Below are 1249 nucleotides of genomic sequence, written 5' to 3'. Positions count from 1 at the left end.
TGAGGTGGGCCCTTCGTAGTGGTCCAGTTGTTGTGCGACTCTGTTGCCCGAGTGTTTGGGCAGGAAGAATCGACGACGACATGGCAGGTAGCAAGCGCCGGCGGCATACGCCGGATCAGATCATCCGCAAGCTGGCCGAGGGCAACAAGCTCCTCGGGACCGGGCAGGAGTTGGCTGAGGTGTGCCGGCATCTGGAGGTCACAGAGTCGACCTGGCATCGCTGGGTGGCCCAGTACGGGGGCATGAAGGCCAATGACGTCAAACGCCTCAAAGAACTCGAAGCTGAGAACGCTCGGCTCAAGAAGTTGGTCGCCAACCAGGCCCTCGATATCGACATGCTCAAGGAGATTTCGTCGGGAAACTTCTGACCCCGAACCGCAAGCGCAGCGCCGTGACGATGCTGCGTGAGCGGTTCGGGGTATCTGAGCGGCGAGCATGTGCTGTGGTGGGCATCCACCGCTCCACGATGCGACTGCACCCAGCGCCGATCACCGCGGAGGAAGCCGAGCTGCGGTCCTGGCTACGTGGGTTTTCCACCGACCGGCCCCGCTGGGGCTGGCGACGCGCCGCGATCGCCGCGCGCAAAGCGGGCTTCACGGTCAACAACAAACGCATCCGCCGCCTGTGGCGCGAGGAGGGGCTGCGAGTTCCCCAGCGCCGCAGGAAGAAACGGCTCACCGGAATCGGGACCGCGGTTGGGGCGATGTGCCCAATCCGGCCGAACGTGATCTGGGCGATGGACTTCCAATTCGACACCACCGCCGACGGCCGAACCATCAAAATGCTCAACGTGATCGACGAGTTCACCCGCGAAGCCCTGGCGATCCACGTCGACCGCGTCATCAACGCCGATGGCGTGGTTGACGTTCTCGACCGCCTGGCCCTGATACATGGTCCACCGTGCTACGTGCGGTTCGACAACGGACCGGAATTCGTCGCTCACGCCGTCAACGACTGGTGCCGATTCAACGGCACCGGATCACTATTCATCGACCCCGGCTCCCCGTGGCAGAACGCCTGGATCGAATCGTTCAACGGCCGCCTGCGCGACGAGCTGCTCAACTCCTGGCGCTTTGACTCCCTGCGCGAAGCCCGGGTCATCATCGAAGACTGGAGGATCGACTACAACGCCAACCGACCCCATTCGGCCCACCACGGACTCACCCCCGCCGAGTTCGCCCTACAGTGGACCACGACCCACCAACCTCAAGCCGCATAGCGACTGGACCATCGAATGGGTCCCCCTCAG

The 1249-nt window shown here is 63.6% G+C and carries 1 protein-coding gene; it reads left to right on the top strand.

What is annotated here, in order from left to right:
- Positions 1-80 precede the first annotated feature (80 nt).
- Positions 81-1219 (top strand): IS3 family transposase gene (locus GOALK_RS10995; RefSeq protein WP_085948638.1). Its coding sequence is split into 2 segments (ribosomal slippage): positions 81-351 and positions 351-1219, totalling 1140 coding nucleotides; the frame shifts between segments, so codons are not numbered across the junction.
- The last annotated feature ends 30 nt before the right edge of the window (positions 1220-1249 follow it).

Origin of the sequence: Gordonia alkanivorans NBRC 16433 (genome assembly GCF_000225505.1) — a bacterium.
In the GTDB taxonomy this organism is placed as follows: domain Bacteria; phylum Actinomycetota; class Actinomycetes; order Mycobacteriales; family Mycobacteriaceae; genus Gordonia; species Gordonia alkanivorans.
Note: the sequence above shows the minus strand (reverse complement) of the source record. Positions and strands in the feature narration are given on the sequence as shown.